Below are 23,316 nucleotides of genomic sequence, written 5' to 3' on the forward strand. Positions count from 1 at the left end.
CACCGGATGGTGGCGCCTACCCCGGCTCGGGAATCCTTATCCGCATGATCGACATCGCTCAGACCCGGCGCGACCTGGTCTATCTGCTACCCGGCCTCGCCATCGGGCTGGTCACCTTCGTCACGCTGGTCACCGGCGTGCTGCTGGGTTTGTCGCTGGTGGTGGTGTGGGTCGGTCTCCCGGTGCTGGCCGTCATGCTGGTGCTGGCCAAGGCATATGCCGACCTGGAACGGCTCAGGCTGCGCGCGGTCACCGCCGGTGAGCTGCCGCCCACCAATTACAAGCAGACCACCGGCATCGGACCGCGCCGGTTCGCCGCCGTACTCACCGATCCGCAGCGCTGGCGCGATGTGCTGCACGGAATCCTGGTCATGCCGCTGGCCGTATTCACCTGGAGCGTCACGGTCATCTGGACCTCCGGTGCGATCGTCGGGCTGACCTACCCGCTGTACGGCTGGGCGGTGCCCCGATACCCGGACAGCCAGAACCTGCCCGACATGATCGGGCTGCACGGATTTTTCTGGGACGCACTGATGAACGTGGTGCTCGGCACATTCTTCCTGGTGACCGGGCCCCGGGTGCTGCGGGCGCTGACCTTCCTGCACACCGGTTTCGCCCGCAAACTGCTGACCAACGAAACGGCGGAATTGCGGGCCAGGGCCGAACAACTCACCGTCAGCCGCAGTGCGGCGGTGCAGGCCGAGGCGCAGACGCTGCGCCGGGTCGAACGCGACCTGCACGACGGCCCGCAGCAGCGCCTCGCCCGGTTGACCATGGATCTCGAGGCCGTCCGCCGCCGCATCGACAACGATCCGGATGCGGCGCGGACGCTGGTGGACGAGGCGATAACGCAGAGCCACGAGGCACTGTCGGAGTTGCGCGCGGTCTCCCGCGGTATCGCGCCGCCGATCCTGCTCGACCGCGGCCTCACCGCCGCGCTCGCCGCCGCCGTCGGCCGCTGCCCCGTCCCGGCGACGCTCGACTGCGAGCTGGCCGACGGACAGCGGCTGCCCGAGGCGGTGGAGAACGCGGCCTACTTCACCGTCAGCGAGGCATTGACCAATATCGCCAAGCACTCCCGCGCCACCCGGGCCACCGTCCAGGTCACGCTGGATACGACGGGTCTGTGGTTGCAGATCACCGATGACGGCATCGGCGGCGCGCACCTCGGCAAGGGCCACGGCCTCGCCGGGCTCACCGATCGGCTCACCGGCGTCGACGGGCGGCTCGACGTGCACAGCCCGGAGGGCGGGCCGACCGTGCTCACCGCGCAGATTCCGGTCGCCCGGTAACATCGCCGCGTGCGAGTGGTGTTGGCCGAGGATTCGATGTTGCTGCGGGAAGGCCTTATCCGATTGCTCGACGAGGCGGGTGCGACCGTCGTCGCCGCCGTCGGCGACGGGGACGCGCTCGTCGACGCGGTGGTCGAGCACAAGCCGGATATCGCGATCACCGATGTGCGGATGCCGCCGTCGTTCACCACCGAGGGACTGCGCGCCGCGCTGGAGGCTCGCCGCCGCGTCCCCGGCACCGCGGTGGTGGTGCTATCGCAGTACGTCGAGGCGTCCTACGCCACCGATCTCCTCGCCCAGGCAGGGCTCGGCGGCGTCGGATACCTGCTCAAGGACCGCATCTCCAAATTGGAAGAACTCTCCGACGCACTGGAACGAGTCGCCGCAGGTGGCACCGCACTCGACCCGGAAGTGGTCGCGGGCCTGTTCGCCGGCCGCAAACGCCGCCCCCTCGACGAACTGACCCCGCGCGAACGGGAGGTGCTGGAGCAGATGGCACAGGGCCGCACCAACCGCGCCATCAGCAGACAACTCACTATCACCGACGGCGCGGTGGAAAAGCATGTCTCATCGATCTTTTCGAAACTGAACCTGCCACCCTCCGACGACGACCACCGCCGCGTCCTCGCCGTACTCGCCTGGCTGGAATCCTGACAATTACGGTGCGTCCGCCGATACGCTCCGCTGCGCCCGATCCGTCGCAGCGATGCTGCCCAGCAAACGCAGCGCGGTCTGCCCCTCCGAACCCGGTGCCGCACTGAACAATTGCAGTTGCTGATCAGGCTGATCCGGCAAACGCAGCATCTGATAAGACAATTCGAAGCGGCCCACCTCCGGATGCCGGAATTCTTTTGTCCCGAACGTACATTCGCGAACATCGTGATCGTTCCACAGTCGCGCGAATTCCGGACTCTTCACGCACAGCTCGCCGACCAGCGCAGCCAGCCGCGGGTCGTTCGGGTGCCGGCCCGCTACGAGCCGGAGAAATGCGACGGCGGGACGGGTCTCGGCTTCCCAGTGCACGAACAGGTTTCGATACCGGTCATCGAGGAAGAGCATCCGAATGTGGTTGGGCGGCTCGGCCGCGTCCGGCGGCAGGCCGGCGCCGATCAGCGCCTGTCCGAGTCCGTTCCACGCCAGCACGTCGAGGTGGCGGCCGTACACGATCGCGGGCACCCCGTCCATGGCCTCGAGCAGTTGGCGCAGCTGCGGACTCACCGACTCGGTGACCGCGACCGGACGACGACGCGGCGCGGCGGCCGCCAGATCGTGCAGATGCGCACGTTCGTCGTCATCGAGGCGCAACGCCAGCGCCAACGCATCGAGCACTTCGGCGGACGCATTGCGAGCTTGCCCCTGCTCGAGGCTGGTGTAGTACGCCACGCTCACCCCAGCCAGCTGCGCCAATTCCTCCCGGCGCAATCCGGGCACCCGCCTGCGCGCGCCGTAGGAGACCAGGCCGACGTCCGCGGGTTGCAGACGCGACCGCCGCGCACGAAGGAAACTGCCGAGGTCGGCGACGGAGGACTGACTCATACCGACCAGTCTGCCGGATCGGTATACCCGCAACCTGACCCTGCCGGTAGTAGGAGTTGAGATGCCCACACACTGCGCGACCGTCTGGATAACGCGAAATGGCCACCTGGCAGGACCATGCCTCGAAACATGATTTCCTGCCAGGCGATGGTGAATCTCAGCGCCGCCGACTAGGCGTCCGTGTGGGAGACGTTTGCCGGTGACACAACCGGCGGAGGTATGGGACCCGCGTCCTTATGGGGGGCGTGTGCCGGTGGAGGTATGGGTCCCGCGTCCTTGTGACCCGACGGCACCGGGCCGGGCCCGCCCGGGGCAGCCAGCGGGCTTGTGTGGGCGAAGGATTGCTCGACCCCGCCGAGGGCCAGTACCCCCGCAATCGTCGTCATGATCGCCAGGCGTGTCCAGCGCCCGACGCTCGCTGTTTCTTTCATCGAATTTCCTCTTACTCGGGAATACTTTCAATAAGACCTTCCCTCGAAATCGAGACCGGATATATCCCGAGAGTTAGGGATATTCGGCTGACGCCGAGGGGTTGCCGATTTCGGCCCTCAGAATATGGCGGCACGGCCGGGATGGGTATCCCGAAGTTTCGGGATATGTCCGCGTCGAGCGTGGGAGAGATCCTGTTTCTGGAAACCCGAGCCTAACCAAGGCATCAATGGGAGGAAATGATGAACATGACATCGGCTCGAACACTGCGAGCAGGCATGGGGGCCGCCGTCAGTGGGCTGGGGCTGGCTGTCGCGCTGGCAGGCGGCGTTCTCGTCGGGAACATAGAGCCCGCGCCGAGCCCGCACATGAGCAGCGGAGGCGCGCCGTTCCCGGCGGTGATTCATCAGCGGGACCTGATCGGCTCTTTCGCCGCCGCACAGCCGCCCGTTGAAGGTATTCACACCGAAATCCAGCCGCCAGGAAAAGGGATCATCGCTGAAATCGATCCGCCGAGCAGAGGTATTTTCGCCGAAATCGAGCCGCCGGGCAAGAACATTCTCGCCGGAATCGAGCACGAGCCGAACAGAGGCCCGTAGTCGAGCGACGAATGGTATCGGAATTCCGATCCCGGTGCTGCCCATGGACATCGGAATGGTGACGCGTCGTATGCAGCGTCGTGCCCGGCGAACAACCGAACCAACAACTGAGGAGAATCCCAATGGTCATCCCGGATAACCCGGACGTCCCTCCCGCCATCCACCTCCAGACCGAGCGGGCCGCCGAGATCGACTATTCGGTCCGCCCGTTCGGTGAGGTCACGGTGACGATCAGCGGAGGGCTCGTGGACGGTTTCCTGAACCGCCCGGCGCCACTCGTCGTCGACGGAGTGCACAACCGTCGGTCATCGCAGGTCTACATCGGCCCCGCGGCAAACAGCGACGAGAAAGCACTTTCGGCCGGCCTCGTGGACGATTTCCTCAATCGCCCGGCCAGGCTCATCAATCGGGGCGGCACCGAATGACCGGCATTCCAACGGGATTCGGTTTTCACGACTGGTTCGCACCGCTCGAACTCGCGGAGTTCCACCGCACCGTCCTGGGCCGCGAACCCCTGGCCACCGCGGCTCGTCCGGATCTGGCCGAACGGATCGGCAACGCGCTCGAGGTTCGATCCGCCGACGATCTTTTCGGCAAGCGGGTCCGCCAGGTCTCGGCGTGGTTCCCGCGCCTCGACGGCGCGGTCAGTTCGGCCGTGATCCAAGCCGGTACGGCGAAGACGTTCTACGAAGCCGGAACGACGCTGTTCTACCAGGACGTGGCCGAGTTCGCGCCGTTCGCGCTGGAGGCTGCCGAGGCGTTCGGGGTATCGGCGAAATCGGCCAAATGCCAGATCTTCTGCAACCGGCCCGGCGCCGTCACCGCCGTACACTTCGACCCGATAGACGTGATCACCGTCCAGCTGACCGGCCGGAAGACCTGGCGCGTCGCACCCAACGCATTCGCACCCGCCCCACTGGAAGCGTGGTCGCCCAAAGAACCCGTGCCACCGATCGTGCGCATCTACAGCGACGGCACGACACCGACAGCGATCCCGGACGAGGCCACCGAATACGTCCTCGAACCCGGCGCGGTCCTGCACGTCCCACGCGGCTACTGGCACGAGACCAGCTCCGACCAGGACTCGATCTCCGTGCACATCCTCCTGATCCCACCGTTGCGCCTGGACTTCCTGCTGGCCTCGCTACGCAACGAACTACTGCGCGAACCATACTGGCGGGAGTCGGTATACGACTTCGACAACTCCGACTGGCTCCCGGCCGCATTGACGGCGTTCGCGGACACGGTCGGCCGGATCGACACTCACGACCTCGCCCGGCCTCCGCTCACCGACCGGCCGGTCACCCCCGACACCACCTTCGTGCGAGCAGGACAAACATCCTTCACCATCGACACGATCGACGACACCGCCGCCCAAATCTCTGTCACCGCACACGGATTCCGCGACACGGCCACGGCGACCCTTCGCCTCGATCGCGCCCTGCTGCCCGCATGTCAATGGATCGACCGACTCCGAACCACCGCCGCCATCACCGTCGCCGACCTACTCACAACCGCACCGCACCTCTCGAAATCCGACGCGCAACAGTTGCTCGGCCTGTTCGAGCAGACCCGGCTCATCCGTCGAACGGATTGACAATTCGCCTCATTGCCTACCACCTGACCCCGGAGTGGCGTGCCGGTTGTCAGGTGGTGAGGATCGCGAGCAGTTCGTCACGGCCGTACGTTCCGGTCTTGCGATACAACGCCTTCAGATGATCGTTGATCGTATGTGCCGATACGCCAAGGGTTTTGGCGATCGTTCGAGGTGGGTCGCCCGTGCAGAGCCGTTCGAGGACGGATCGCTCCCGGCCGGTGAGTTCGTACCAGTGGCAGAACGAGGGCAACAGCAGCTCGCCGCGAGCGGCCTCGATTACGACGGCGACATCACTGGTGTCGTCGGCGCCCATACGGCGGCCGTGCACGGCGATCCACCGTCCGGAACCGCTGGCCGATGCGCAGATCAACGGCGTCGAGGTGATGCCTACGCCCGCCAACTCCTTTGTACGGCAGGATAATTCGGTGGCGAACGGCTTTGCGGTCCAATCGGAGGAACTGCCGCCGGGCATCCACAGCTGTTCCAGCCACGCGTGCGCCTCCGGGCTGATTCCCTGAATGCGGTGGTCCGGTCCGACGATGATCACGCCCGGCAGCGGGGGTGGCGGTGCGACCGCGGGCGGGCGACCGCGCACGTAGGCGCGGATCGCCGCGGTGAGCGCAGGCCCCAGCCGTGCGACCCGTTCGATATCGTCCTGCCCGAACGGCCGCCCGCCCGCGGCACGCAGCAACCCCAGAAAGCCCCATACGCCGTGGCGATCTCGCAACAGCGACCGCAATTCGCCGCTCGCACCGTGCTTCGCCAGCAGCCGCGCGGTCTGCCGACTCCGCAGTCCGAATCCGGACTCGGCACCGATCACATCGACCGCAACGCGCTGCCGGTCGAGGTCCTCGGGGCGGCACGGATCGCCGCCCAGATAGCGATCGAGGACAAGATCGCACAGCAGCTCGCGATCATAGTTGTGCCAGCAGCTGAACGAACCCAGGCCCAGCGCGGCCGCCGGATTGGTGCATACCACCCGGAGGCCGTCGAACGCCACACACGACCGCACCGCGCCCGCGAATGTCTCGCCCAGCTCGGCCGGTCCCATCGCGCGCGTCGCGACCGCACAGAGATCGCGGGTCAACCGACCCATATCAGGTACTGCGTCGACCATGTCATTCCCCGGAGCAACTTACGGCGCACGGTGCGGGGTCGATTCCCGTTGTTCGCACGACCGGGCCGTAAGTGCACAGCAGTGCATTGAATGCATACAGGTATAGTGAGCATCGGAAGGTGCTCTGTCAAGCCCCGAACGTCCTGCGAGGAGTAGCCGCGCGTGTCCGAACCCACCTCGAAAAACGGCCATACCAGCGAATCCGGCCGGACCGCGCAGCGCCGTCGCACCCGCAGGGCGATCGTCGAGGCCACCATGTCATTGCTGGCCCGGGGCATCGAACCGTCGATCAACGACATCGCCGATGCGGCCGAAGTCGCCCGACGCACTGTCTATCTGCACTTCCCCACGCTGGATCAGCTACTGCTCGATGCCACTATCGGAAATCTGAGCACCGATACGGACACCGTCATCGAGCAGGTCGATTCCGATGACCCGCGAGCGCGTATCCGGGCCCTGGTCGACGCCCTGTGCGCGAATATCGGTGACACGCTGCCGATGGGTCGCCGCCTGGTGAAGTTGACGGTGGACACCGCCCCGTCCACCGACGACCAACCGCGGCGCGGTTATCGCCGTGTCCGCTGGATCGAGTGGGCGCTGGAACCGCTGCGAAAAAGCCTTTCCCCCAACGAATTCGAGAATCTGGTATCCAGTGTGGCGCTGGTGATCGGCTGGGAGGCGTTCATCGTTCTCACCGACGTCCGCGGTATGGGACCCGAAGCCATCGGCGAGCTGTGCACCCGCACCGCCATCACGCTCATCGACGCCGCCGACCCCACCGCGCACCCGACAAAATAGCGGTCGCGTCCACCGGCACAGGGCTCGCTGTCGGTTGCTAATGGGGCGACTTCCAGTCCGGATCGCGACCGAACCAGCCGGCGAGGCGGTCGTAGGCGGGGGCGTCCGGGGCGACGGCGACCTCGAATCCGAAAGCCTTGTCCGGACCGCGGAATTCGGGGCGCAGCATCTGCCGTGACCAGGCCAGACCGTGCTCGGCGAGTTCCGGGTCCAGAGTGATGCGCTGGTCGGTGGCTCGGGCGAGATCCCAAGCGTGCATGGCCAATTCGGCGATCTGCTGGTCCAGCCGATTGCGCAGCGGAGCGTCATCGGCGCCGGCGGGGACCGAGTGGTCGGCGCCGCGCCAGACCTCCAGCAATGCGGCGGCGCCGGTTCGGAACTGCGCAGCCCAATCTCCGTGAAGCTCCTCGGCCGGTGCCCGCCAGTCCACCGTCTCGCCGCGCGCCGACATCGCGAAGTTTCGGAGATCCTGGCCGACGACATGCCGGACCAGGGTGTGCACGCCCCAGCCTTCGCAAGGGGTCGGCCACTCCGATTGCTCGGCCCCGATCGCCGCGATAACCTCGCCCATCTGCGTCAACGCCCGCTCCAGCAACTCAACGGTTGTCTTGAAATCGGTCATGAGAGTCGATTCTGCTCGGCCGATCGCCCCAGGTCTTGGAAAAATCCGCCAGGCCGGGACCGGTTCCGTCGCACCGGTCAGTCCGGTAGCCAATGCTGCTCGTGTGCCAGGTTTTTGGCGACGGCACGGATGCGGCGGTGTAGTGGCGACTGCTCGCGTGGGAGGACCAGGTGGATCGTCAGGCCGGGCGCGCCCCGCAGCGGTCGCCAGGTGAGACCGGCCGTTGTTGTCGTGGCCGCGGCCTCTCCGGCGGGGGCGAGGGTGAGCCCGTCGCGTAGGTCGCACTGAGACATGTCGAAAGAGACTGCGGGCGTGTGGAATTGGCGCAGCTGCGGACTCACCGACTCGGTGACCACGACCGGACGACGACGCGGCGCGGCGGCCGCCAGATCGTGCAGATGCGCACGTTCGTCGTCATCGAGGCGCAACGCCAGCGCCAACGCATCGAGCACTTCGGCGGACGCATTGCGAGCTTGCCCCTGCTCGAGGCCGGTGTAGTTCGCCACGCTCACCCCAGTGAGCTGTGACTCTTCCGCACTCCTTGCGGTTCCCACATCGTTTGTCGCCCAGCCAATCTGAACGGTTGGCCGACGCGCGCCCAGCGGCTGCTTTCCGTGCGTTGCTCGGCGCGTCGCGCGCAATGCGGCGACGGGCCGGTCGAGGGCAACTTGTCGCCGGTTCAGGTGCCGTGAGGACCACGAACCGTCTTGTGTCGGAGGCGTCCAGGCGCGCCAGGGCACTGGGCAGGTTGGATGGTCACCAGCGCCATTGAACCCAGCGATCGCCGATGAATCCGAACGAATACGCCTCGTGGTCGGTCCCGTTCCGAGTCGCGATGGCCCAGGAGCCGGTCTCACACCAATCGACGTCGGCGCGCGTCGTCCGATGGCGGCTCAGTTCACGGTCGTAGAACTCGTTGTATGCATTGTCATCATCAGGCAGATCGTCCTCGTGCTGAGCGAGCCACTGGAGAAACTCCACAGCACTGTCCGAACGCTCGCCGCGCCTGGGATCCGAATCTTCGAAAAGTCCTGTCGCCCATGGCGTTTCGAAACCATATCGGGTGATCGAACCGACGAACACCCGATCGCGGAAGAGCCGCATGGGCATGCGCAAATCCATTCGCCCAGCGTACAAGTGGTCGATGTCGCAAACGACCGGCCAGCGGCATGAGCGGCACTTTGGTTGGCTGAAGCCAGCCTGGTGAGCGGCTGAATCACGTGATTCAGAACGCATTACGCTGATTTGCGGATGTCAGCCGATCGGGGGCGACGGGGTCGACCCGGGGCGCTCGAGCGTGGGTCTCATTCCGGCGTAAGCAGATTCGTTTCGACTTTCCGCAGCATCCGTAGGAACTCGGTGCGCTGGCGCTGGGACAGGCCGCGGGTGGTGGCGGCTTCCAGATCGGCCCAAAGGTGTTCCACGCGCGGGCGTAGTTTTCTTCCTCGATCGGTCAGTGACACGATCATCGCCCTGCGGTCGTCCGGCGCCGGCGTGCGGACGATCAGGCCGTCCCGCTCCAGCGTTTTCACCTTTGCCGTGATGGTGGAGGCGTCGAGGCCGAGGGCCTTGCCGAGTCCGGCCTGCGTCTGGCCGTCTCGGTCCCACAGTTCCATCAGCAGCAGCTCCGGCCCAGGCGTGAGGCCCGCCCCGCGCAGCAACCCGGCGGCCGTGGCGATGTGCGCCTTCGCGACCCGGGCGATCATATGACTGATCGGACCGCACGTCGCCGACACAGACGGCAGCTCGTGCACAGTCATCGGGCCCCTTCCGTTCATTTCCTTGGCGTGCCAAATACTACACGTCCGAACGCAACGCTTGCGGGAATGTGCGACGCGGCACTCCGTTCATATACTTGGCGCACCAAGTATTATTCTTGGCGTACCAACTATCTTGGAGGAATCGTGTCCCAGTCCGATATCGCCGCGCTGTTTACCCCAATCACCGTCAGTGCTGCTCTGGAGCTGCCGAACCGCCTGGTGATGGCGCCGATGACACGCAGTCGCGCCCACGGCGGCCTGGTCGATGAGCTGACCGCCGAGTACTACGCGCAGCGCGCCGGGGCCGGTCTGATAGTCACCGAAGGGATCCAGCCCAGCGTGCTCGGCCAGGGCTACATGCAAACCCCGGGCCTGCACGACGTCGAACAGGTGGCTGCGTGGCGTAAGGTCACCGCCGCAGTGCACGCCGCGGGCGGACGCATCTTCGCGCAACTCATGCACGCCGGCCGGGTCGGCCATCCAGTCCTGTACCCGAATGGTGAGCTGCCCCTTGGGCCTTCGCCGATCGCATCCGGCGGGAGCCTGTTCACCCCGGACGGCATGCTGGAGCACCCCATTCCCCGTGAGATGACCCGCGACGACATCGGCGATGCCGTCCGTGAACATGTCGACGCCGCGCGCAACGCCCTCGACGCCGGGTTCGACGGTGTCGAGTTGCACGGCGCCAACGGGTATCTCATCCACCAGTTCCTGGCCGACGGCAGCAACGAACGCGCCGACGAATACGGCGGATCGATCACCAACCGCATCCGCTTCGCCGTCGAAGTCGTCACCGCCGTCGCCGCGGCCATCGGACCGGAGCGCACCGGCCTGCGCATCTCACCGGCGGTCACCCTCAACGGCATCACCGAAAGCGACTCAGCCGAGCTGTATCCGGCACTCATGCGCGCACTCGCACCGATGGACCTCGCCTACGTACACGTGATGGAGATGGGCACCCGCCACCTGACCCGCCTCGTTCGCGCGGCATGGCCGGGCCTACTCGTCGTGAACCCGCACCCCACCGATCCCAGCACCCCAGCCACACCCGACCTCGCAGCGCAGGCCCTCGACTCCGGCATCGCCGACATGATCTCCCTCGGCACCTACTGGTTGGCCAACCCCGACCTCCCCGCCCGCATCCGCGCCGACGGCCCATACAACACCGCCGACCGCACCACCTTCTACGGAGGCGACCAGCACGGCTACACCGACTACCCGACGCTGGCAGACACCGGCACGCGGTAGCCGACAACCCCCGCGCGCAGTCCGGGTTTCATTCCGCCGACACGAAACCCGGACACCACGCCGCCGCCACCTGCCAACGCACTCGACTCGGCATGTGCGTACGTTGAAAAACCCTGTCGCTCAACCGATCTGAACGGTTGACGACGCGTGATATGCGGCATGAGCATACGTTCTGAACTGGCCTCCCGACGAGGATGATCTTATGCCGCCCGACATGCGAAACATGCTGCGGATCTGGCACTACATGTCCGCGCGAGCGAGAGCCTCGGCTTCCATCGCGGCGATAAAGTCCGTGACGTCGGATCCGTAGATGCCCCAGCTGTTCACACCGCCGAGCTCGACGAGGCGAAGCGCACCGTCGGGGCCAACGCCGACATCGACGGTGACCATGGTGCAGCCGTGAGCGATCAGACGCGCCGCCGCGGTTTCCGCGAAGCCGCGAACGTGATCGGGGACGGGGAGATATGGCTCGACCGTATAGGAACTTCCGCAGACGAAGCGGCCGTCGCGGCAGAAACAGCGGTACTCGCTTTCGAAGGCCACGACCTCGGACACGACGACGAGTTCGTCTCGGTACTGGTCGTAAGTCTCGAGCCAGTGCTCCAGCTCCGTAATGGCATGCACGCCTGCGGGAAACAGCTTGTAGTTCGTATCGCTGCGGACGAAGACCTGGCCACCGTCGAACATGCGCCGCAGCGGTAGACCGGGAACCGCCGAGAACGGCACGAAGACGGCGGTGCGTCCCAGGAGGTCGTACATGTGCCGGTAGTAGAACGAGCAGCGCAGCATCGTGTAATCGTCGAACACCGCTTCTCCGAGCCGCGGCACGCGACGGAGACTTCTCATCGTGGGCATAGTCCCGTACCCGACGATCGGGCGGCCGTCTTGGACGACGGGCCAGCGTCCCGTCATCGCATCCCGCGGTTGAATAATCAGGGCATCGTCGAGCGCGGCCGCGACGAGAGCGGAGCCGGGGAATTCCTCATGGAGATCAATGAGCCATTGCGGTCGCATGGCACGATGCTATTCGCTCTGAACGCGACGGAGCGCGGCAATCAGGTTGGGGCAGTTAGCGATTCACGACACTGACCACGCTGGTCGGCGGACAGCGGGACATGGTTCGGTCAGCCACACCGACACCCTCAATTCGGCAGAAGAGGACGTTCAGTAAACCCAAATGATCTCGGCACGTTGATCTTTCGGCGTGCCGCGCGACTGTTCCGTACCGCCCGCCCAGCGGCATGTGGGGATGTTGTGGAGATGTTGTGGTGGATGGTCGCGAATGGTGTTGTCGCCGTTGCATCGCACGTACCATCGGCCCGATGGAAAGCCTCTTGTTCGAGACGCGCCGACCCTGCGATTATCTGCGCCGCCTGGCCGATTCCGATATCGGCCGCCACTACAAGGCGATCGCATTGGAACAGTTGGGAATTCGGCCGGGCGATATCGTGGTCGATCTCGGATGCGGGCCCGGAGCCGATTTGGCGGCTCTCGCGGATGCGGTTGGATTGGACGGATTTGTCATCGGTGTCGACGTCGATGCCGCGGCTGTCGACGAGGTATCCGCCGCGCATTCAGCTGACCCGCGGATCACAGTGTGCCACAACGATATCCATGACCTCTGTCTGGCTGATGGCAGTGTGGATCGCGCACGCACGGATCGTGTCCTGCAGCATGTGGCAGAGCCCGCCGCTGTCCTGCACGAGATGCGCCGGATTCTGAGACCCCATGCCACGGCGGTCTTCGCCGAACCGGATTGGGAAACCCTGGTCGTCGATCATCACGACCGGCAACTTGCGCGCGCCTACGCCCATTTCGTCGCCGACTTCGCAATCCGCAACGGTGCGATCGGCCGACAGCTACCCGCCCTTGCCCTGCGATCCGGTTTCGACGTCCACGATGTACTGCCGATCACGACCGTCTTTCGAGACATTCGTGCCGCAGACCGAGTACTCGGCTTCCACCGCGTCTGCCAGCGCGCTGTCGATGCCCACCAGTTGACGCAAGAGCAGGCCGACCGCTTGCTCCACGACCTCGCGACCGAGCCATTCTTTGCTTCGGTGACCCTATTCATCGTGACTGCCACCCGGCAGCCATGACCGGGTACATCATCGGCGCCGAGAACGCGGCGGCGAGACCGGACATCGCCTCATCGGCATGTGCGTACGTTGAATTGTCATGTGCCCGAGGCCATGTAGGCGGCCAGGATGTAGTTGGGGTGGCGGTCGAGGTTGGTGCGTGCACGGTCGTAGCGCATGGTGGTGCGGGGGTCGGCGTGGCGGGCGGCGATCTGGACATCACGGAGATCGACTCCGGCGTCGAGCATGGTGGTGACGAAGGTGTGCCGCAGCATGTGCGGGTGCATCGGTGGTAGCCGCACCATCGATCCTTGCTCGAGGCGACGCAGCCGCCGGGTGGCGCAGTGCCGATCCATGCGTCGCCCACGGGAGTTGAGCAGGATCGGTCCGTGCTCGCGGTCGCCGATGGCGCGGTCGATTCCGCGCCCGACCGCTGGCGGGAGTGGGATGAGAACGACCTTGCTGCCCTTGCCGACTACGCGCAGCACGCGGTGCCCGTGTTCCTCGCCGAGATCATCGATATCGCAGTTGGAGGTTTCGAAGATCCGCAGGCCGAGCAGTCCCAGCATCACCACGAGCGCGAAGTCGAACCTGTTGGCCGAGTTCCGGGCTGCGGACAGTAGGGCTTCGAACTGCAGGTGTGAAAGGCCCAGTGTCGGTGACTCGTTCGACACTCGCGGACGGCGAACGTACTCGGCCGGCGAGTGTTCGAGGACGCCGTCGATGACGCAGGTGCGGTGGAAGCCGGTGACCACGGCCATGCGGCGGGCGACGGTGGCAGGTTTGAAGCGGCGAACTTCGCGCATCCACCCGACGTAGCGTTCGATCTCGGGCCGCCGCATCGCGAGCGGGGCCAGCTGGTGCTCGGTGCACCATGCGAAGTACAGGCGCAGGTCCGAACCGCAATGCTCCCGGGAGGTTCCGGTGAACCGGGCCGGATACGCGGCCGAGGCCAGCCACAGCACAAGGTCGTGACCGGCGAAGGTGACATCGATGTGCGTTGGAAGATTATGTCGCCCACCAGATCTGAGCGATTGACCGACGCCCGCGCGGCGGCAGATGCGGGTGTTCGTCCACCGAGCAGCGCGTTCGTCTGCGGCGCCGTCGCGACGGTGCATCAGACCGGACTGACTCCCAAGTGGTATCGACGGTAGGAAGCAAATTCTGCGATCGGCTGAAAACCCAGGCGTTGCAGCACCCGGGCGCTGTCGTCGTTGCCGTGTCCGACACCGGCGAAGATATCCGTTGCTCCGAGCGCAGTGCGCGCGTACTCGATTGCGGCAGAGCAGGCAATCGTGGCGTAGCCGCGGCCGGTGTGGTTGCGGTCGAGCCAGTAACCGATCGTATAGCGAGGTGGCGCAACGGGATTGAGGTCCACCCGGCCGACGAGCTTCCGATCGAGCCGCAGGCCGTATCTGATGTTGTTGTCGGGTGGGTTGGTGAAGTAGTCGATGACCCAGTCCAGCGTGGCGCTCTTCTCCTGCTGGTAGTCGCCGAACCGGCTCAGGTGGTCACGGTTGTGGTCCAGGACGGAGAAATAGCAATCTGCATCCGAAATAGTCAGCTCGGACAGCAGCAGGTCTGGGCAGTCGGTAACCAACGTCGGATGCGAGTCGAGCACGCCGCCAATCCTCTCGAACCCGACGCACATCCGCACATCGGCATGTTGGTGTTTGGAAGACCTTGCCGCTCAACCGGTCTGGACGATTGACCAACGCGTGATATGCGGCATTACCGTGAACTGTCGGTGCGGGTTCGACATCGTGGAACCAACGTCGTCGAGCATCACGCCTGCCTGCACGATTCATGCGATGTGACTTCACGATTCATGCGATGTGACTTGAGGAAGTGGCCTGGGCTTTGAACATGCGGACTTTCCCGTCTGGGTGCACCAGAACCCTGTAATCGGCTGGATCGTGACCGTCAATCAGCGGGGCGGTCGGAGTGCAGGAGCTGCTCGGCAATCGTCTGCACATGGGCCAGCGTGATGCCCGTTCGCTGTTGGATAGCGAGCGGGTGATCGGTGGGTTCCAACTCGACTGTCGGACGGGTCCCAACGGGCTGGGTGTGCAGATTGGTTTTCAACTCCAGTGTCGTTGGCTTGTAGAGGGGTAGCTCGGAGGCTAGCCAGCCGAAGTACGGCGGCTCTTCGATTCGGCTCGGGCTGTCCCACACCTCGGCCATACGGTCGAAGTTGGCTTGGCTGACCGAAACCCAGACACCCCAATCGAATTCCTGCTCGGCATCGATAATCGGTAGGACCAGACGACCTCGAACGAAGAAATGCGTTCCCTCGATCACGCACTGTTCCTCGCCGAGGACGTTGCCCGGCCGGTTTTCGAGGCCAGGGTGCCAATAGGCCGGTGCGAGCGTGCCATAGCTGAATGGTGGTCCGTCGTGTTGCCGACTGCAGGATGAACAGACATAGCTGGAGCTGGTCGTCACGTTGCAAGCATAGTGAGAACATGTTGCCGGTACGCGGCCTCGACGCCCGATAATCGCGGTGTGGTCTCAATGGGTTAGCGCAACACTGGGTTTGTCCTGGTGAACGAGGATGTGATGCGCGATGGCCTCGAGCAGACCGTTGTCGGAGAAGCGAACACCATTGACCGAGGCGCAGGCCGAGGAGGTGTGGCGCCGCTGGCGATCCGGGCAGGCCATCAAGGTGCTGGCCCGCGAGATGCGCCGGCATCCCTCGACGGTGCGCGAATTGCTCAAACGCTGCGGCGGAGTCCGTTCTACTTCTGCGACCTGAACAGTCCCTGGCAGCGCGGAAGCAACGAGAACACCTATTGGTGAATACTGGCTTCAATGGCCTTGTCCGCCAATACCTTCCCCGCCACCTCGACCTGCGCACCTACAGTCAGGCCGATCTGGATGCCATCGCCGACGAACTCAACGGCCGCCCTCGACAAACCCTGGGATTCCGAACACCATCAGAAGCACTCGATGAAGTGTTGCGATGACCGCCTGAGGCCACAGGTGTGTGCGGACGTTGGAAACCTATGTCGCCCAACCGATCTAAACAGTTGACCAACGCGCGCAGCGGCATTTCAGGATGTTCGCAGCGTCGGATCACCTGACCTGGTTGCCAGCGCATCTATCGAGCAAAGCCTGCCGAGATCGTGATGAGACACCCGTCTACCGCGTCTTTGATGCTTGTTCGCTTCACCGGATCCGTCCTATCTGTCTTGTCTGCGGCGTCGAATATCTATCAATGTCGGATCGGGGCAGGACCGTACCGAGTGTGAGGAGAAGAGAGTGTCGATGTCGTGTAGGGCGAGCGTTGTTGTGCTGGCCGCTATCGGTGCGCTGGCTCTACCGTCTGCCGCCGCATCAGCCGCGCCCGGAGCCCGGAGCTTCGCTGCCGAACTCCGTTCCGCCGCTGACGTCACCTTCGCCTACGACCCGCCGCAGCTCAGCGAGGATGGCAGCCACGTCACATGGCACTGGTCGCTGAAGAACACCGGCAGTGAGACCGCCCGCGAGGTCACCTTGATCCACCGCATCAAGCCGCCGCTGGCCAACGTCAAGGCGTCCGCGCCCTGCCAGGTCGAGCAGAAGGCAATTCAGTGCCGATACGTCGAAGTACCGGGCGGCGGGACGAAACAGGGCACGATCGATGCCGACCTGCCCGAAAACTTCTCCGGCACACCACAGATCAGCGGCCGGATCACGTTCCAGGAGTAGGTAGTCGACACCCATGATGGCCCATTGCGATTCACGGGCACCACACCCGCCGACTCGCCCGGCTCGCCGGTCGGCGGGTGAATCCGGTTCGCCTGCCGCGTCGTTCGATCGGAGCTCCCTACTGCCTTTCGGAGAGGGTGAAGGTGGCCCTCGATGGTCGCACTCGTCAAGCCCAGGGCAGGCGCCTTTCGCCGTCAGAGTGTCGTTGTCCGTGGCGGTGTCTCATGTCGCTGATCTCGTCTTGATCAGCTTCGTGAAGCACGCTGCCGAGCGCGCCTTGGCCGTTTGCCGCTATGTAACGACACCCTCTGTCGGTCGATATGAACTGCGTCACATTTATGCGGTTTTCGCATGACCGGTAGCAGGAGAAGAATCCCTATGACACGCATGACACGCCTGAGCGCTGGACCGGTCAGGCTGGCCACTATGGCCGCTGCCGCGACCACGCTGGCCGTGGCGTTCGCCGCACCCGCGTCCGCGGCCACAGGTCCCGGCAACGACCTCGACATCGACTTCGGCAAGATCAACAACGCGGGGGAATTGACCTTCGCGGGCACGTTCAGCTGCACCGATGTTCCCCGGGTCACCATTCTCGTGACCGCCACCCAGGGCACTACGACCGGTAAACAGTCCTTCACCGAGACCTGCGACGCCACCGGTAAACCGATCAAAGGGGCGCTGGCTCCCGAGGTCGGCACGTGGTCAACGTCGACGACGCCCGTTGTGACCTGGACGGCCACCATGACCAGCGATGCGGGCGTCGCGGTGGCGTCGCAAACCGGAGACGAGGAAGTGGGCGACCAGAACGTGTCCATCTCCGTCGACACCGTCACACCCGTCAGCGGCGGCTTGGAGGTCAGTGGTGTCTACGAATGCCACGGCGACCTCGACAGGGCCCTCACGGTCACCGTAACCGCCGGCCTGATCACCGGCACGGCCTACACAACAGTGCACTGCCCCACCGCCGGGCCTACTCCGGTCACCGTCACCGTCACCGGCTCCTTCCCGGACCACGGCAGCGCGAAAGTCGCCGACTTCCTCGACCAATCCAATGCCGGGCAGGCCACCGCAGACACCGAAGTGAACTACTAGCTGGTGGCGGGCCACCGAGCCCGGAAACCCCGGAAAGCGAACAACGGCGCTGTGCGACACGGCCTCACGGGCGGCTGGCACGACATGATCACCACCGCGCCACCCCTCCCGCCGGTTTGCCGACTTGTAACGACGTTGATCAGCCTTCGGATATGACCTACATCACAATGATGTGATCGCTGCGGGGAGCGGAACCCGAGTACGGGGAGTCCTGTCATGAACAACAACCTCATCAAGATCGGCCTCGCCGCGATCACCGCGGCCAGCGCGATGGCGATCAGCGCGGGAACAACCAACGCCGTGACCGAATCCTGCCCGCCGTCGGATACGACAAGCTGCACCGCGAGTGTCTCTGTTGTCCCCAGTGTCGACCAAACCCACCTGGACGCACTCATAGCCGCCCAATCGACACTGTCAGCCAACTGTCAAGCAGCAGTAGTTGCAGTTGTGGGCCTCGGTAGCAACCCCACCGCCGCCGAGCTCGCCGCCCAGGCGGCCAATATCGCCACAGTGTCGAGTTGCCAGCCTGGCTGAGAAGTCTCCTTCTGGTAAATCGGCGCAGGTCAACTGAGTTGTCTGGCGATAGGTGCCCGCAGCGTGGTGGCATCGAGAGGGCAGGTACCGCCCCTGCAAGCGCGGGCACCATCATCCAGGTATTCGATTGATGTGACTGCTCTTCACACGGCTGCAAGCGGCCTTGAGCAGCGCCTCGGCACCCGCCACGATTCACACCATGGTGGGTGTTCGGGTGCCGGGCTACCTCTTTATCCCCAGTGCGCTGTAATCGGCATTACCGCGCGCCGGAAGGCTCTGTCGCCCAATGAATCTGAACGATTGACCACCGCCCGGTCAGTGTCGCCTGCCAGCCTGAAGGGACCATTGGGTTGCCATGAGCATGGGACCGGGTTGGGTCCGGTCGCGGGCCGTGTGCTGATGGTGGCCGACGATCGGGCTGTTGGTCAATCCGAGTGGGCCGGATCGGCTGGTTTGCCGCGGCGGGGCTTCTGCCGTTGCCGGTAGGATTCGCCCTCGACGACGAGTTCGTAGGCCGCGGACTGGAGCCGGTCCATCGCCGATTGCGCCAGCAGTGGGTCGGCCATCATGGTCAGGATCTCCGGAGGTTCCCGGTTGCTGGTGATCACCGTGGAGGCCTTGCGGTGGCGCTCGACGATCAGTTCGTAGAAGTCGTTGGTCTCGGGTGCTTCGAGTCGGTGCAGGGCCAGGTCATCGATGATCAGCAAGTCGACGCGGTGCAGTTTGCGCATCTCGTCTTCGTAGCTGCTGTCGAGGCGTGCTCCGCGCAGTCGTTTGAACAGTTTGTCGGCGCGTTCGGTGTGAACAGTGTGGTGGCGGCGGACCGCGATGTGTCCTAATGCGTTGGCCAGGAACGTCTTTCCGACCCCGACCGGCCCCATGATCAATACGTTGTAGGCGTCGGCGAGGAACCTCATCGAGGTGAGTTCGGCCCAGAGTTCGCGGTCGAAGGTGACCGCGGTCGAGTCGTCCCATGCCGCCAGGTGCATCTGCGGGTCCAGGTGGGCGGTCTTGGCGCGGCGTTGCTCGGATTGCCGGTCGCGGCGGGCGACCTCGTCGGCGAACAGCATTTCCAGGAAATCGTGGTGCGGCAGCCGATTCGACCGTGCCAACGCCAACCGCTCGGGGAGGGTGTCCAGGAGCTGGCCGAGCTTGAGCCTGCGCATCAGCGACTTCAGCTCCGGGGTGATCTCGATCGGTTTGACCGCCGGGTCGGCGGCGGGACGGCGAGTGGCGCTCATGACGGCCTCCTGACCGCGAAATCGGTGGTGGAACGGACGAACCGGGACGGAGCCGGTGGCGGCAGCAGCGTCAGCTGCTGACCGGTGGTGGCGCGGGTGAGCATGCGGTCGATGACGCCGACGTCGACGACCTCGGCGTCCAGTGCTCGGCGGCAGGCATCGTCGACGGCGTCGGCGCCGTGGCGGCGCACCAGCCCGAGCAGCCGGTAGACCTGCCGCATCTTCGTCCAGGGCAGTGGATGCTCGAGGACCGCCGCCGCATAGGAACCGACATGAGCGCCGTGATCGAATGCTTTGCGTTGCAACGTATTCAGGTCTCGCATCGCATAGGCGGTGAGCTCGCTGGGCAGGTCGGCCGGATCGGTTTGGCGGCGACCGGCTCCGACTCGGGGTGGACCTTGATCAACTCGCCACGGAAGTAGAGCTTCACCGTCTGCGAGTCGACGCGGGCGGACAGGCGCTGCCCGACGAGATCACCGGGAATGCTGTAGAGCGCCTGACAAATCTGAACATGCCGGTCCGGGGCGACCTTCGGGTTCACCCAGGTCGGAATATCGAAGGCAGTGTCGGGCAACGGTTTCAGCTTCGGGTGCTCGTCGGTGGTGAACACTTCGGCCGGACGTAGTCGCGTGGTGCCATGTATTCTCATTCCCGCGGTCTCCCGGCACCACCGCTGCGCGCGTTCCCGGCAGTCGGCCAGGTCTCGGAATTGTTCTCCGGCAAAGAAATTCGACCGTGCGTAAGGAACACAGCGTTCGACGCGGGGCTTGTCCTGCGGGCTGCGGATCCGCGCCGGATCAACCACGAACCCACGAGACTCGGCATATTCGCGGAACGAATCGTTCAACCGGGGATCTGTCGCGTTCGCCCGGTCGACGATGGCTTTCATATTGTCCGGGATCGCGACAGCGAACACACCGTCGAAGAACACCCACGCCGCTTCGAATCCGGCGATGACGTCGTTGAGTGTTTCCCGGTAGGTCGGGAAGACGAACATGTGCCGCGAATACACCGCGGTGAAGATCAGACCCTTCACCACCCGGCGACGGCCCTCGACGTCGGTCAGCAACCCGAGCCGGCCGAAGTCGACCTGCACTTCCGCACCGGGTTCGCAGTCGGCCACCCGCACGGTCGTGCGCCGCTTCCCGAACCCCAATTCCGTTGTGGCGTAACGGTTCAACGTCCGATACGACACCACCACGCCACGGCGGGCCAGCAGAATATGAATCTTGGTCAGGGTCAGGCCCTGATCCAGCCATTGTTTGATCTGCTCGGACTGACCGGCGAGTGTCTCCCACACATCGCTCTTACCGTTCGGTCGAGACCTGCGAACCCCGGCGATCACCGCCGCCAGCAGCTCATCGGTCAACTGCTCCACACCCTCGTCGCGGTCCACGCCACACGACTGCGCTCGCTCGACATACCGGCGCACCGTCTTGCGGTCAGTGCCCGACAGCCGGGCCACCTCCCGCAAGCCGCGACCCTGCAGCCATAGCCGCAGCATCTCCCTGATCTCGATCACCGAAACCTCCCGGTAGCTCATCTGGCCAATACAGCGGCCGAGCGACCGGAAGCCCCGAAGCCACGCCGGGTGGTCCCATAACTGGCAAAACCGCTAGTCAGGTGGTCCCATCAGTGGCAAACAGGGTGGTCCCATACTCATGGCAAAACCGGCTCCGAAGTGGTCCCTTCCTCCTGGCAGCCGACAAGCGGCAATGTAGTGCGTTCTGGCGACTACCAGATGAGTACGCCGCCGCCCACACCCAGCGCCGTTCGGACCACTCGGCCGCGGCCTGCGCGGCGATCATGGTGAGAGGGCGGGGAAGGGCGAATGAGACGGAAACGTACTGCGTGGGTTGCCAGATAGACAGCACAGGGGAACCCAGAGAGAGCGAACCGATGGCACAACCGAAGTACGAAGATGAGTCGGTAGGCCGTATGGACTACGAGCTGGCAGCGCGGGCGCTGATCAATCATGCGCGAGACATGCAAGTGTCCGTTGTGACTCCGGACGGCGGCCGGTCATGGGACATACAGCTGAAGAACGATGGCGATTACTCCAGTCGGCACGACGCAGAGAACGTCGCCAACTACCTCCGTCAGTTGGTCGCCCGTCTTGCGGAGCTTGAGGGGCAGTGACCTATCTTCAACTCGGCATTATGGGATGCCCTGCGTAGCAGCGGATCTCGCTGTGCGGAACGCCCGCCCGGCGGCATTACAGCTCACTCGAGTTGACTTGAGCCAGAGCGCCGAGCCGTTGCCTGGATCAAGTCGGCAGAGCGTGGGATTACTCGCGAATCGACCGCGACCCGACCATCCGAAACGGCCCTCGATCATCGGTTTCAGGCTACCTATGCCACAGGGCATTCACCCTACGGCCGCAGCAGCCGGGCGAGTTCGGTACGGGTTGCGAGCCAGGGGTTGCGCGATGAACTCGATTGGCGCGGTTCGATGGCGGTGCGCAGTGCCAGCCCGCGCAGGGTGTCCAGGGCAACGGTGATGCGGCGAGTCCAGTCCCGGGCCTCGATCCCAGGCGGGGTGAGGTCGGCGGCGGTCGCGGCGACGGCCGCGGCCAGGCCGGGTTCGATGGCCGCGAGGCGGTCGTAGAGGGCCGGATCGTCGGCGGCTGCGATCCACACCTTCAGCCACACCGCGAATAGGTTGCCGCTGAACAGTTGCCACAAGGCGTCGGGAGCGGCTGGAATGCGATCGGCGGGGTCTGCGGGCAGAGCGGCGAAACGATCGTGTATCTCGGTGACGGTGCGCCGGCCGACCTCGCCGAGCGCGGCGGCGATGAGATCCAGGTGGTTCGGGAAGTGGTGGGAAGGCTGAGTTCGAACTCGACGCGGAACTCACCGACACCGTGGTCGCGACCACTCACGGCGTGTATCAAATCCGCAGTTACACACTCGATTTCGCGAAGCAGGCCCGGTGATGGCGGGCCTTTCACTGCCCTGAGCGGTGGGCCGGATCGCCGATGAGGCACTGGCCCTGCGGGACTGTGTGCGCGGGACCGCTCGGGCCGATGGGACCGGCTCGGCTACGGGGTGTGGTCTCGGCACTGGCCGATTACGGGGTGATCGGCGGTGCGCTGACCGCGTCGGCGATCCGCTGGCCCGAACGTGTCGCGGTGATCGACGAACTGGGTTCGCTCACCTACGCCGAACTCGACCGCCGGTCCACCGCTCTCGCCAATGCCTGGTGCGACAAGGGATTACGCGCGGGCGGCGGGGTCGCTGTGCTGGTCCGCAATCATCGCGGGTTCCTCGACGCCGTCTGTGCCGCGGGTAAATGCGGTGCGCGAATCGCCTTGTTGAACAATGACTTCGCCGGACCGCAGATTCTGGAGGTGGTCGACCGCGAGGGCATCGAGCTGCTCGTCCACATCGTCGTCCCGGTCATGCTCGCGCGCATCCTCGATGCCGAACCCGAACCTACTGCCCAGCACGATCTTTCGGCATTGCGGGTGATCTTCGTTGCCGGTTCACAGCTCGGCGCGGCCATGTGCACCCGGGCGACCGCGGCGTTCGGGCCGGTGCTCTACAACCTCTACGGCTCCACCGAGGTTTTCTCCGCCACCATCGCCACCCCCGCCGATCTGCGTGCCGAACCCGGCTGCGTCGGCAGACCTGTGCGCGGCGCGGTAGTTCCAGGGTGATACCTGGCCGCTCGCCCAGGGCTTC

General features: G+C 65.0%; 28 protein-coding genes and 1 pseudogene. 15 read left to right on the forward strand and 14 right to left on the reverse strand.

The annotated features are described in order from the left end of the window. The first annotated feature begins 44 nt into the window (after positions 1–44). Positions 45–1,292 (forward strand): sensor histidine kinase, encoded by a 1,248-nt coding sequence (locus F5544_RS24540; RefSeq protein WP_167475365.1) that lies wholly within the window; start codon positions 45–47, stop codon positions 1,290–1,292. Between the two features lie 9 nt (positions 1,293–1,301). Next, positions 1,302–1,946, forward strand: a complete 645-nt coding sequence (locus tag F5544_RS24545) for a response regulator transcription factor (RefSeq protein ID WP_167475366.1) — start codon at positions 1,302–1,304, stop codon at positions 1,944–1,946. Positions 1,947–1,949: 3 nt separating this feature from the next. Here F5544_RS24545 and F5544_RS24550 read toward each other — a convergent pair whose 3' ends face one another. Further along, positions 1,950–2,828 (reverse strand): helix-turn-helix domain-containing protein, encoded by an 879-nt coding sequence (locus F5544_RS24550; RefSeq protein WP_167475367.1) that lies wholly within the window; start codon positions 2,826–2,828, stop codon positions 1,950–1,952. Positions 2,829–3,535: 707 nt separating this feature from the next. Here F5544_RS24550 and F5544_RS24555 point away from each other — a divergent pair. From F5544_RS24555 to F5544_RS24565, 3 genes are all read left to right on the forward strand, one after another. Further along, positions 3,536–3,856: a hypothetical protein gene (locus F5544_RS24555; protein ID WP_167475368.1), complete on the forward strand. Its 321-nt coding sequence runs from the start codon at positions 3,536–3,538 to the stop codon at positions 3,854–3,856. Positions 3,857–3,936: 80 nt separating this feature from the next. Beyond that, positions 3,937–4,281, forward strand: coding sequence for a hypothetical protein (locus F5544_RS24560; RefSeq protein WP_167475369.1), 345 nt, complete (start codon positions 3,937–3,939; stop codon positions 4,279–4,281). Then, on the forward strand, positions 4,278–5,453 hold the full coding sequence (locus F5544_RS24565) for a JmjC domain-containing protein (RefSeq protein WP_167475370.1): 1,176 nt from the start codon (positions 4,278–4,280) through the stop codon (positions 5,451–5,453). Before F5544_RS24560 ends, F5544_RS24565 begins: the two co-directional genes overlap by 4 nt. Before the next feature lie 49 nt (positions 5,454–5,502). On the opposite strand, the gene F5544_RS24570 is transcribed toward F5544_RS24565, so the two are convergent. After that, complete coding sequence (locus tag F5544_RS24570; protein ID WP_167475371.1) at positions 5,503–6,549, reverse strand: helix-turn-helix transcriptional regulator; 1,047 nt, start codon at positions 6,547–6,549, stop codon at positions 5,503–5,505. Positions 6,550–6,732: 183 nt separating this feature from the next. Between F5544_RS24570 and F5544_RS24575 the strand changes: the two genes are divergently transcribed. Further along, positions 6,733–7,368: a TetR/AcrR family transcriptional regulator gene (locus F5544_RS24575; protein ID WP_167475372.1), complete on the forward strand. Its 636-nt coding sequence runs from the start codon at positions 6,733–6,735 to the stop codon at positions 7,366–7,368. 37 nt (positions 7,369–7,405) lie between these two features. On the opposite strand, the gene F5544_RS24580 is transcribed toward F5544_RS24575, so the two are convergent. The 4 genes from F5544_RS24580 to F5544_RS24595 all read right to left on the reverse strand — a co-directional run bounded on the left by F5544_RS24580 (position 7,406) and on the right by F5544_RS24595 (position 9,750). Further along, entirely contained in the window at positions 7,406–7,990 is a 585-nt protein-coding gene (locus F5544_RS24580; RefSeq protein WP_167475373.1) for a TIGR03086 family metal-binding protein, read from the reverse strand. 77 nt (positions 7,991–8,067) lie between these two features. Then, positions 8,068–8,496, reverse strand: coding sequence for a hypothetical protein (locus tag F5544_RS24585; protein ID WP_428847070.1), 429 nt, complete (start codon positions 8,494–8,496; stop codon positions 8,068–8,070). Positions 8,497–8,746: 250 nt separating this feature from the next. Next, positions 8,747–9,112, reverse strand: coding sequence for a hypothetical protein (locus F5544_RS24590; protein WP_167475375.1), 366 nt, complete (start codon positions 9,110–9,112; stop codon positions 8,747–8,749). 182 nt (positions 9,113–9,294) lie between these two features. Continuing rightward, entirely contained in the window at positions 9,295–9,750 is a 456-nt protein-coding gene (locus F5544_RS24595) for a MarR family winged helix-turn-helix transcriptional regulator (RefSeq protein ID WP_167475376.1), read from the reverse strand. Positions 9,751–9,894: 144 nt separating this feature from the next. Here F5544_RS24595 and F5544_RS24600 point away from each other — a divergent pair, with 144 nt between their 5' ends. Beyond that, positions 9,895–10,998, forward strand: coding sequence for an alkene reductase (locus F5544_RS24600; RefSeq protein ID WP_238846636.1), 1,104 nt, complete (start codon positions 9,895–9,897; stop codon positions 10,996–10,998). A gap of 240 nt (positions 10,999–11,238) precedes the next feature. Here the strand turns inward: F5544_RS24600 and F5544_RS24605 are convergent, their stop codons facing one another. Continuing rightward, positions 11,239–12,012: an ATP-grasp domain-containing protein gene (locus F5544_RS24605; RefSeq protein ID WP_167475378.1), complete on the reverse strand. Its 774-nt coding sequence runs from the start codon at positions 12,010–12,012 to the stop codon at positions 11,239–11,241. Positions 12,013–12,320: 308 nt separating this feature from the next. Between F5544_RS24605 and F5544_RS24610 the strand changes: the two genes are divergently transcribed. After that, positions 12,321–13,097, forward strand: a complete 777-nt coding sequence (locus F5544_RS24610) for a methyltransferase domain-containing protein (protein WP_167475379.1) — start codon at positions 12,321–12,323, stop codon at positions 13,095–13,097. 77 nt (positions 13,098–13,174) lie between these two features. On the opposite strand, the gene F5544_RS24615 is transcribed toward F5544_RS24610, so the two are convergent. The 3 genes from F5544_RS24615 to F5544_RS24625 all read right to left on the reverse strand — a co-directional run bounded on the left by F5544_RS24615 (position 13,175) and on the right by F5544_RS24625 (position 15,521). Next, positions 13,175–14,194: a tyrosine-type recombinase/integrase gene (locus F5544_RS24615; RefSeq protein ID WP_203217339.1), complete on the reverse strand. Its 1,020-nt coding sequence runs from the start codon at positions 14,192–14,194 to the stop codon at positions 13,175–13,177. Further along, positions 14,194–14,697 (reverse strand): GNAT family N-acetyltransferase, encoded by a 504-nt coding sequence (locus F5544_RS24620; RefSeq protein ID WP_167475380.1) that lies wholly within the window; start codon positions 14,695–14,697, stop codon positions 14,194–14,196. Before F5544_RS24620 ends, F5544_RS24615 begins: the two co-directional genes overlap by 1 nt. Before the next feature lie 302 nt (positions 14,698–14,999). Further along, positions 15,000–15,521, reverse strand: coding sequence for a DUF2199 domain-containing protein (locus tag F5544_RS24625; RefSeq protein ID WP_167475381.1), 522 nt, complete (start codon positions 15,519–15,521; stop codon positions 15,000–15,002). A 121-nt stretch (positions 15,522–15,642) separates the two neighbouring features. On the opposite strand from F5544_RS24625, the gene F5544_RS24630 reads away from it, so the two are divergent. From F5544_RS24630 to F5544_RS24650, 5 genes and pseudogenes are all read left to right on the forward strand, one after another. Then, the gene (locus tag F5544_RS24630) at positions 15,643–15,831 is read left to right on the forward strand and encodes a hypothetical protein (protein WP_167471237.1); all 189 of its coding nucleotides are present in this window, start codon (positions 15,643–15,645) and stop codon (positions 15,829–15,831) included. After that, positions 15,816–16,042, forward strand: a pseudogene (locus F5544_RS24635) (transposase); the annotation flags it as partial. The gene F5544_RS24630 and the pseudogene F5544_RS24635, both read left to right, overlap by 16 nt. 325 nt (positions 16,043–16,367) lie before the next feature. Next, positions 16,368–16,766 carry a hypothetical protein gene (locus F5544_RS24640; RefSeq protein ID WP_167475382.1) on the forward strand — a complete coding sequence of 133 codons (399 nt, stop codon included), beginning with the start codon at positions 16,368–16,370 and terminating at the stop codon, positions 16,764–16,766. Between the two features lie 378 nt (positions 16,767–17,144). Further along, positions 17,145–17,858, forward strand: coding sequence for a hypothetical protein (locus F5544_RS24645; protein ID WP_167475383.1), 714 nt, complete (start codon positions 17,145–17,147; stop codon positions 17,856–17,858). 216 nt (positions 17,859–18,074) lie between these two features. Then, entirely contained in the window at positions 18,075–18,392 is a 318-nt protein-coding gene (locus tag F5544_RS24650; protein WP_167475384.1) for a hypothetical protein, read from the forward strand. Between the two features lie 425 nt (positions 18,393–18,817). On the opposite strand, the gene F5544_RS24655 is transcribed toward F5544_RS24650, so the two are convergent. Genes F5544_RS24655 through istA form a run of 3 tightly spaced genes read right to left on the reverse strand, consistent with a single transcriptional unit; the run spans position 18,818 to position 21,176 of the window. Beyond that, positions 18,818–19,633, reverse strand: coding sequence for an ATP-binding protein (locus F5544_RS24655; RefSeq protein ID WP_167472021.1), 816 nt, complete (start codon positions 19,631–19,633; stop codon positions 18,818–18,820). Next, positions 19,630–19,956, reverse strand: a complete 327-nt coding sequence (locus F5544_RS46520; protein WP_238846637.1) for a transposase — start codon at positions 19,954–19,956, stop codon at positions 19,630–19,632. The genes F5544_RS24655 and F5544_RS46520 overlap by 4 nt, the downstream gene beginning before the upstream one ends. Continuing rightward, on the reverse strand, positions 19,944–21,176 hold the full coding sequence (gene istA / locus F5544_RS24660; RefSeq protein WP_238846638.1) for an IS21 family transposase: 1,233 nt from the start codon (positions 21,174–21,176) through the stop codon (positions 19,944–19,946). Before istA ends, F5544_RS46520 begins: the two co-directional genes overlap by 13 nt. A gap of 356 nt (positions 21,177–21,532) precedes the next feature. Here istA and F5544_RS24665 point away from each other — a divergent pair, with 356 nt between their 5' ends. Beyond that, complete coding sequence (locus F5544_RS24665; RefSeq protein ID WP_167475385.1) at positions 21,533–21,772, forward strand: hypothetical protein; 240 nt, start codon at positions 21,533–21,535, stop codon at positions 21,770–21,772. Between the two features lie 233 nt (positions 21,773–22,005). On the opposite strand, the gene F5544_RS24670 is transcribed toward F5544_RS24665, so the two are convergent. Beyond that, on the reverse strand, positions 22,006–22,284 hold the full coding sequence (locus F5544_RS24670) for a hypothetical protein (RefSeq protein WP_167475386.1): 279 nt from the start codon (positions 22,282–22,284) through the stop codon (positions 22,006–22,008). Between the two features lie 398 nt (positions 22,285–22,682). Between F5544_RS24670 and F5544_RS24675 the strand changes: the two genes are divergently transcribed. Beyond that, positions 22,683–23,291 (forward strand): AMP-binding protein, encoded by a 609-nt coding sequence (locus F5544_RS24675; protein WP_238846639.1) that lies wholly within the window; start codon positions 22,683–22,685, stop codon positions 23,289–23,291. Positions 23,292–23,316: the final 25 nt, after the last annotated feature.

Source organism: Nocardia arthritidis (genome assembly GCF_011801145.1).
In the GTDB taxonomy this organism is placed as follows: domain Bacteria; phylum Actinomycetota; class Actinomycetes; order Mycobacteriales; family Mycobacteriaceae; genus Nocardia; species Nocardia arthritidis_A.

What these genes read in the sequence shown, in the direction of transcription:
- F5544_RS24540 (WP_167475365.1), top strand. Translation starts at nt 45, where the DNA reads ATGATCGACATCGCTCAGACCCGGCGCGACCTGGTCTATCTGCTACCC.
- F5544_RS24550 (WP_167475367.1), bottom strand. Translation starts at nt 2,828, where the DNA reads ATGAGTCAGTCCTCCGTCGCCGACCTCGGCAGTTTCCTTCGTGCGCGG.
- F5544_RS24555 (WP_167475368.1), top strand. Translation starts at nt 3,536, where the DNA reads ATGGGGGCCGCCGTCAGTGGGCTGGGGCTGGCTGTCGCGCTGGCAGGC.
- F5544_RS24565 (WP_167475370.1), top strand. Translation starts at nt 4,278, where the DNA reads ATGACCGGCATTCCAACGGGATTCGGTTTTCACGACTGGTTCGCACCG.
- F5544_RS24570 (WP_167475371.1), bottom strand. Translation starts at nt 6,549, where the DNA reads ATGGGTCGGTTGACCCGCGATCTCTGTGCGGTCGCGACGCGCGCGATG.
- F5544_RS24580 (WP_167475373.1), bottom strand. Translation starts at nt 7,990, where the DNA reads ATGACCGATTTCAAGACAACCGTTGAGTTGCTGGAGCGGGCGTTGACG.
- F5544_RS24590 (WP_167475375.1), bottom strand. Translation starts at nt 9,112, where the DNA reads ATGGATTTGCGCATGCCCATGCGGCTCTTCCGCGATCGGGTGTTCGTC.
- F5544_RS24595 (WP_167475376.1), bottom strand. Translation starts at nt 9,750, where the DNA reads ATGACTGTGCACGAGCTGCCGTCTGTGTCGGCGACGTGCGGTCCGATC.
- F5544_RS24605 (WP_167475378.1), bottom strand. Translation starts at nt 12,012, where the DNA reads ATGCGACCGCAATGGCTCATTGATCTCCATGAGGAATTCCCCGGCTCC.
- F5544_RS24610 (WP_167475379.1), top strand. Translation starts at nt 12,321, where the DNA reads ATGGAAAGCCTCTTGTTCGAGACGCGCCGACCCTGCGATTATCTGCGC.
- F5544_RS24615 (WP_203217339.1), bottom strand. Translation starts at nt 14,194, where the DNA reads ATGCACCGTCGCGACGGCGCCGCAGACGAACGCGCTGCTCGGTGGACG.
- F5544_RS24630 (WP_167471237.1), top strand. Translation starts at nt 15,643, where the DNA reads ATGGCCTCGAGCAGACCGTTGTCGGAGAAGCGAACACCATTGACCGAG.
- F5544_RS24645 (WP_167475383.1), top strand. Translation starts at nt 17,145, where the DNA reads ATGACACGCATGACACGCCTGAGCGCTGGACCGGTCAGGCTGGCCACT.
- F5544_RS24650 (WP_167475384.1), top strand. Translation starts at nt 18,075, where the DNA reads ATGAACAACAACCTCATCAAGATCGGCCTCGCCGCGATCACCGCGGCC.
- F5544_RS24655 (WP_167472021.1), bottom strand. Translation starts at nt 19,633, where the DNA reads ATGAGCGCCACTCGCCGTCCCGCCGCCGACCCGGCGGTCAAACCGATC.
- F5544_RS46520 (WP_238846637.1), bottom strand. Translation starts at nt 19,956, where the DNA reads ATGCGAGACCTGAATACGTTGCAACGCAAAGCATTCGATCACGGCGCT.
- istA (WP_238846638.1), bottom strand. Translation starts at nt 21,176, where the DNA reads ATGAGCTACCGGGAGGTTTCGGTGATCGAGATCAGGGAGATGCTGCGG.
- F5544_RS24665 (WP_167475385.1), top strand. Translation starts at nt 21,533, where the DNA reads ATGGCACAACCGAAGTACGAAGATGAGTCGGTAGGCCGTATGGACTAC.